The sequence below is a fragment of the Micromonospora arida genome (genome assembly GCF_003857035.1).
GTDB classification, from domain to species: domain Bacteria; phylum Actinomycetota; class Actinomycetes; order Mycobacteriales; family Micromonosporaceae; genus Micromonospora; species Micromonospora arida.
The window spans coordinates 1-6,602 of record NZ_QGSY01000057.1; the positions used below are offsets into that span (position 1 = coordinate 1).

The 6,602-nt window shown below is 71.4% G+C and carries 6 protein-coding genes; 3 read left to right on the forward strand and 3 right to left on the reverse strand.

Going from position 1 to position 6,602, the window contains the following annotated elements; genetic code table 11:
- From DLJ58_RS00925 to DLJ58_RS00935, 3 genes are all read right to left on the reverse strand, one after another.
- On the reverse strand, positions 1-445 hold a 445-nt coding region (locus DLJ58_RS00925), incomplete at its 3' end, for a cellulose binding domain-containing protein (protein ID WP_208740759.1).
- A 259-nt stretch (positions 446-704) separates the two neighbouring features.
- Positions 705-2,300, reverse strand: coding sequence for a cellulase family glycosylhydrolase (locus DLJ58_RS00930; RefSeq protein ID WP_124853415.1), 1,596 nt, complete (start codon positions 2,298-2,300; stop codon positions 705-707).
- A 412-nt stretch (positions 2,301-2,712) separates the two neighbouring features.
- On the reverse strand, positions 2,713-3,921 hold the full coding sequence (locus DLJ58_RS00935; RefSeq protein ID WP_091400528.1) for a DUF349 domain-containing protein: 1,209 nt from the start codon (positions 3,919-3,921) through the stop codon (positions 2,713-2,715).
- 150 nt (positions 3,922-4,071) lie between these two features.
- Here DLJ58_RS00935 and DLJ58_RS00940 point away from each other — a divergent pair, with 150 nt between their 5' ends.
- From DLJ58_RS00940 to dapF, 3 genes are read left to right on the forward strand one after another with little or no spacing between them, the layout of a single operon-like run.
- Entirely contained in the window at positions 4,072-4,839 is a 768-nt protein-coding gene (locus DLJ58_RS00940) for a class III extradiol ring-cleavage dioxygenase family protein (RefSeq protein ID WP_208740761.1), read from the forward strand.
- Positions 4,824-5,747, forward strand: a complete 924-nt coding sequence (miaA, locus tag DLJ58_RS00945) for a tRNA (adenosine(37)-N6)-dimethylallyltransferase MiaA (RefSeq protein ID WP_425271285.1) — start codon at positions 4,824-4,826, stop codon at positions 5,745-5,747. Before DLJ58_RS00940 ends, miaA begins: the two co-directional genes overlap by 16 nt.
- A 7-nt stretch (positions 5,748-5,754) precedes the next feature.
- Positions 5,755-6,600, forward strand: coding sequence for a diaminopimelate epimerase (gene dapF, locus DLJ58_RS00950; RefSeq protein WP_124853418.1), 846 nt, complete (start codon positions 5,755-5,757; stop codon positions 6,598-6,600).
- Positions 6,601-6,602 lie beyond the last annotated feature (2 nt).

The window sequence follows — 6,602 nt, forward strand, 5'->3', positions numbered from 1 at the left end:
GCGGTGGGGTGGTCGGTGTGGTGCTGCCGGTGCAGGCGACGTTGTTCAGGCTGAAGCTGCTCGGAGCCGGGTTGCTGGAGTTGTTCCAACTCGCGTTGAAGCCGAACGTGGCGCTGGCGTTGGTCGCCAGGTTGCCGTTGTAGTCGACGTTGGTCGCGGAAACCTGGCTGCCGCTCTGCGTGACGGTGGCGCCCCACGCCTGGCTGACCTGCTGGCCGGCCCCGTACGACCAGCGCAACGTCCACCCGGAGACCGGGTCGCCGAGGTTGGTGACGGTGACGTTGCCGGTGAATCCGCCCGGCCACTGGCTGGCGACCGAGTAGGCCACCTGGCAGCCGGCGGCCGCCTGGGCGGACACGGAGGTCAACAGCCCGGCGGTGACCAGGGTGGCGGTGGCTGCGGCCGTGGTGGCGATCAGCGTCATTCGACGCCGTCCTGTGCGCATGCTGCTTCCTTTCGGTGAGGCGGACGGAGGTGTCGCGACGCCCATGCCCGTGGGCGGCGAATCTCGGCCGGGACCAGTGGTCCTCGGGCCCGCCAGTGCAGGTTCGTGAAGGAAAGCGGCTCCCGCGCTCGCGCTCACCAACAAAGAGGCAAGCGCTTTCCCGATAAAAACATAGAAGAGTCTGAATGTAAATGGCCGGGACGGCCGATGCGCTGCGCACCGGCCGTCCCGGCAGCAGCCCACCGGCCGTCCCGGTGGATCAGCAGCTGGTGCCGCTGAGTTTCACAGTGCCCGGCGCGCTGGCCGTGCCGTTGGCGGTGAAGCCCACGGTGACCGACCCGCCCGCCGGCAGGGACGGAGCGTGGCTGGGAGCTGCCGCGGTGACCGTCGTACCGGACTGCGTGACGGTGGCGTTCCAGCCACTGCCCAACGTCACCCCGGACGGCCAACTCCAGGTGACCGACCACGGGTTCACCGCGCCCGAGCCGGTGCTCTTCACGGTCAACTCGCCCTGGAAGCCGCCCTGCCAGGCGTTGACCTGCCGGTAGGTGGCCGTGCAGGCGCCGGCCGGCGGGTCCGTCGGCGGGTCCGTCGGCCCGCCGGTCGGCGGCCCGCTGGTGCCGCCACCCGACGGCGCGATCAGGTACGGCTGAAGGATCGCCTGCTTGGCGGTGTTGATGTTGGTCCAGTCGTCCAACGCGATACCGCCGGTGTCACCCGAGTTGGGGTTCCACGACCAGTAGGTGAAGGACATCCCGGTCACCCCGGTCCCGGTGTACGCCATCAGCTTCTCCAGCCACACCTTGTCCTTTGGGTCGACCAGGGTGCTGCCGAACTCGCCCATCATGATCGGGGCGATGTTCTGCTTGTAGAGGTAACCGAAGTACTTGTCCCAGATGGCCGGCATGTTCGCCGGGTAGTCCGGGGCGTCGAACCAGGTCTGCCGGTACACCGAGGTGGCGTACTCGTGCGGCGAGTAGACCAACCGGTTGGCCACGTTCAGCCGGACCGGGAACTGACCCGCCTTCGACAGGTTGCCGCCCCACCAACCGCAGTCCTCGTCGTTGCTGGTGTCGCCGTCCCAGACGTTGGAGAGGCCACCACTCGGGCAGCTCACCCCCTCCACGAAGATCAGCCAGTTGGGCTGGACACCGAGGATGGCGTTTCCGGCCCGCTCGGCGGCGAGCCGCCAGTCCCGGGTGGTGTCGCCACAGCCCCAGCACGCGCCGGTGGCCGCCGGGTTGGTGCCCTCCGCGTGCGGCTCGTTGTGCAGGTCGGCACCGATCACCGTCGGGTTGCCCGCGTACCGCTGGGCGAGCATCTTCCAGTCGTTGATCCAGGTCGCCTCGGAAACCGTCGACGTGTACCAGAGCGGCGACTGCCCGGCCGCCGTCGGCCGGTGCCGGTCCAGGATGATCCGCATGCCCTTGCTGCCGGCATAGTCGATCACCTTGTCCAGGATCTGCAACGGCGACAGCCCGATCAGGTCCGGGTTGACGAAGTCGTTGATCCCACTGGCGGTCGCACCCGGCTTCAGTGCGTCGTTCGAGTACGGCACCCGCAACGTGTTGTAACCCAGCCGGGCCATCGTGTCGAGCTGTCCCCGCCACGGGTTGTTCGACCACAGCCCGTGGAAGGTCTTGTTGTCGGTCTCCATGCCGAACCAGTTGATGCCGGTCAACCGGACCGTCGCGCCGGTGCTGTCCACGATCTGGTTGCCACTGGTATGCAGATAACCCGTACCGGTGCCGGCGGCCACGGCCGGGCTGGTGCTGACGGCGGCGGCGAGGAACACGCCAGCCGCGACGGTGACGAGCGCGGTGAGCGCGCCGCCGAGAGCTTTGGGACGGAACAATTCGAGCTCCACTTCGGAGGTCCGGCGTCGTCCAGAAACGACGCCGGCGGGCGGCCGTCCGCACGTCACGGTCCCTCAGGGGTACGCGGACAGTGCGCGACGACCCATGTCACGCGGACGTGCTCACTCGCGGAAGCTCACCGGCGACCCTCGACGGCGGATGTTCCGCCTTCGTCGCCCTCGCGCCGGTGGCCCTACCTGGCTCCGTCGCTCATTCTGATCAGCCCACGTCAATGCGTCAACCTGCCCCGTCGCCCCTGCATGATCGCGCTGGAACATGGATGTAGTGGTATCTGGCCGCCAAGTGGCCACTACATCCTGGATCGAGCGTGACCTTGACGGCCGTGGGCGGGGGCGGACACGCGGGAGCCCCCGGTCCCGAGCGGGACCGGGGGCTCCGGACGTCGTCAGCTCAGCCGGCCTGCTCGGCGAGTTGGAGGAACTGCCGCTTGGAGGCGAGGGCCTGCTCAGCCTCCTTGATCCGGCGTGCGTCCCCGGCGCTCTGCGCCCGGGCCAGCCGGTCCTCGGCCTCCGCCACCTGCGCCCGCATCTGGGCGAGCAGCGGGTTGTCCTCCTTGGTGGTCCGGCGCCACGCCGAGTCCATCACGTCACGGACCTTGTCGTCGATGACGCGCAGTCGACGCTCCAGCCCGGCGGCCGCCTCGCGGGGCACCCGGCCGGCCTCGTGCCACTGGGCCTGGATCTCCCGCAGCTTGGCCTGGGCGCCCTTCGGGTCGGCGTCGATGTCCAACGCCTCGGCCTCGGCGAGCAGGGCCTGCTTGCGCTCCAGGTTGCCGCGCTGCTCGTTGTCCCGTGCGGAGAAGACCTCGCTGCGCCGGCTGAAGAAGGCGTCCTGCGCACCCCGGAACCGTTCCCAGAGCTTCTGCTCGGCCTCCTTGGAGGCGCGCGGAGCGGCCTTCCACTGGGTCATCAGGTCCTTGAGCTGGTTGGCGGTGGCGGCCCAGTCGGTGGAGTCCGCGAGCTTCTCCGCTTCGGCGACCAACTCCTCCTTGGCGGTCTGGGCCTGCTTGCGCTGCGAGTCCAGGGAGGCGAAGTGGGCGCCGCGGCGGCGGGTGAAGCCGTCCCGGGCGGCGGCGAACCGCTTCCACAGCTCACCGTCGGCCTTCTTGTCGACGCCGCGGATGGTCTTCCACTCGTCGAGGATCTCCTTGAGCCGGTCCCCGGCGGTCTTCCACCCGGTGGATTCGGCGGCCAGCTTCTCGGCCTCCTCGACCAGCGCGGTCTTGCGGGCCAGGGCCTCGCCGCGAGCGGCGTCCCGGGCGGCGCGCGCTTCGCCGGCCTTCTCCTCGGCGAGGGTCGCCAGCTTGTCCAGGCGGGTGGCCAGCGCGTCGATGTCGCCGACCACGTTGGCCTCGGGCAGCGAGGCACGGATCCGCCGGATCGTGCTCAACGAGTGCCCGGCGTCCGCCGCACCCGACTTGAGTCGCGCCTCGGTCAGGTCCACCTCGGTCACCAGGTCGGCGAAGCGACGGGCGAAGTGTGCCAGGCCCTCCTCCGGTGCTCCCGCCTGCCAGGATCCGACCACCCGCTCTCCCTCGGTGGTCTTGACGTACACGGTGCCGTCCGCGTCCACCCGTCCGAAGGCAGTCCAGTCGCTCATGTGCCCATCCTCGTTCTCCCGGCGTCGAGGGATCGATCCCCCGTCGCCGCCACGGCGCAGCCAAGTTGCTTCCGGCATTGTCACAGGTCCGACCCGGTCCGCGTCGAGCGCCTATCGCCGACCGTGACCATACGGTGTCCTAGGGGCCGAATGACCGGATCGGCGCGGAGACGCACCGGGGATTCCCGCTACGGTGGACGGGTGCCCCTGGTCGCCGCCGCCGTCTGCCCGCATCCGCCCCTGCTCGTGCCCGAGCTGGCCGGCTCCGCGGCCCCGGAGCTGGACGATCTGCGGGCGGCCTGTGACACCGCCGTACGCCGGCTGTTGGCCACCGATCCGGACATTGTGGTGCTGGTGGGCACCGGCCCGGTGACCGGCCCGATCCGCACCCCGGCGAGTGGTTCTCTCCAGCCCTGGGGTGTCGACCTGGACGTGCCGTTGGTGCCCGGCCTTCCGGACCGGGGTGCGGTGCTGCCGTTGAGCCTGACCATCGGCGCGTGGCTGCTGGCCCGTCACGACACCCGACCGCAGGTGACGGCCGTGCAGGTGGCCGCCGACGCCGGCCCGGCCGAGCTGGCCGCGCTCGCCGACGAGGTCGGTGCCGCCGGTGACCGGGTGGCGTCGCTGGTGCTCGGGGACGGGTCCGCCTGCCGGGGAGAGAAAGCACCCGGGTACGACGACGCGCGCGCCCTCCCGTACGACCAGGGGGTTGCCGCGGCGCTGGCCGACGCGGACCTGGACGCCCTGCTCGACCTCGACCCGGTGGTGTCGACGGAGCTGAAGGCCGCCGGTCGCGCCCCCTGGCAGGTGCTCGCCGGCGCGGCCCGCGCGGCCGGTGGTGGGTGGCGCGGCGAGTTGCTGCACGACTCCGCCCCCTACGGGGTGGCCTACTTCGTAGCGTCCTGGGAGCGGGTGTGACAGGCACGGTCGTCGCTGTGGTCGGCCCGACCGCGGCCGGCAAATCTGCGCTGAGCATCGCGTTGGCGCACGCCCTGGACGGCGAGGTGGTCAACGCCGACTCGATGCAGCTCTACCGGGGCATGGACATCGGCACCGCCAAGCTGACCCTCGCCGAGCGGGACGGGGTGCCGCATCACCTGCTGGACATCTGGGAGGTCACCGAGCCGGCGAGCGTCGCGGAGTACCAGCGACTGGCCCGCGCGGCGGTGGACGACATCCTGTCCCGGGGGCGGGTGCCGCTGCTGGTCGGTGGCTCCGGGCTGTACGTGCGGGCGGTGCTGGAGCGCTTCGAGTTCCCCGGCACGGACGCGGCGCTGCGGGAGCGGCTGGAACGGGAGTTGGCCGAGGTGGGCCCGGCCCCGCTGTACGCACGGCTGCGTGCCGCCGACCCGGTCGCCGCCGAGAGCATCCTGCCCGGCAACGGCCGGCGGATCGTGCGGGCCCTGGAGGTGATCGAGCTCACCGGCGCGCCGTTCGCCGCCTCGCTGCCGCAGCCCACGCCGTACTACCCGTCCGTGCAGCTCGGGGTCGACCTGGACACCGGCCTGCTGGACGAGCGGATCGCGCTGCGGGTCGACCGGATGTGGGCCGACGGCCTGGTGCCGGAGACCCGTGAGCTGGTCGGGCGCGGCCTGCCCGAGGGGCGGACGGCGAGTCGGGCCCTCGGCTACCAGCAGGTGCTGCGCCTGCTCGCCGGTGAGCTGACCGAGGCGCAGGCGCACGACGAGACGGTCCGGGCCACCCGGCGTTTCGTCCGGCGGCAGCGGTCCTGGTTCCGCCGGGACCCGCGGATCCACTGGCTGGACTCGACGACCCCGGACCTGATCGGGGCCGCCCTGCGTCTGGTGCCGGCGGCTGCGCGATGATGGGGCTGTGGAGTTCACCAAGGGCCACGGCACCGGCAACGACTTCGTCATCCTTCCCGACCCGGACGGTCAGCTCGACCTGACCCCGGAGCTGGTCGCGGCGCTCTGTGACCGGCGTCGGGGCATCGGCGCGGACGGCGTGCTGCGGGTGGTCCGCGCGGCCAAGCATCCGGACGGCGCGGGTCTGGCCGGCGAGGCCGAGTGGTTCATGGACTACTGGAACGCCGACGGCTCGTTCGCCGAGATGTGCGGCAACGGCGCCCGGGTCTTCGTGCGCTACCTGCTCGACACCGGGTTGGCCACGCCCGCCGGCGCGGCGCTGCCGGTGGCCACCCGGGCCGGCGTCGTGCGCGCGCTGGTCGAGGGCGACACCGTGTCCGTCGAGATGCGCCGACCCCAGGTGTACGACAGCTCCGCCGCCACCCTCGGCGGACTGACCCTGACCGGTGCGGTGGTGGACGTCGGCAACCCGCACCTGGTCTGCGTGCTGCCGGCCGGCGTGGATTTGTCGGCGTTGGACCTGACCGTCGCGCCCGGGTTCGACCCGTCGGTCTTCCCGAGCGGGGTGAACGTGGAGTTCATCGTGGCGGGCGACCCGGTCGACGGCACCGACGAGCACACCCTGATGCGGGTGTACGAGCGCGGCAGCGCCGAGACGCTGTCCTGCGGCACCGGTGCCTGCGCGGTGGGCGCGGTGGCCCTGCGTGACGCCGGCCGGGACACCGGCGTGGTCGCCATCGACGTCCCCGGCGGCCGCCTGACGGTGACGGTCACCGAGAACTCCTGCTGGCTTTCCGGCCCCGCCGTCCTGGTAGCCACCGGCGAACTGAACCCAACAACCCTCCACCCCTAAAG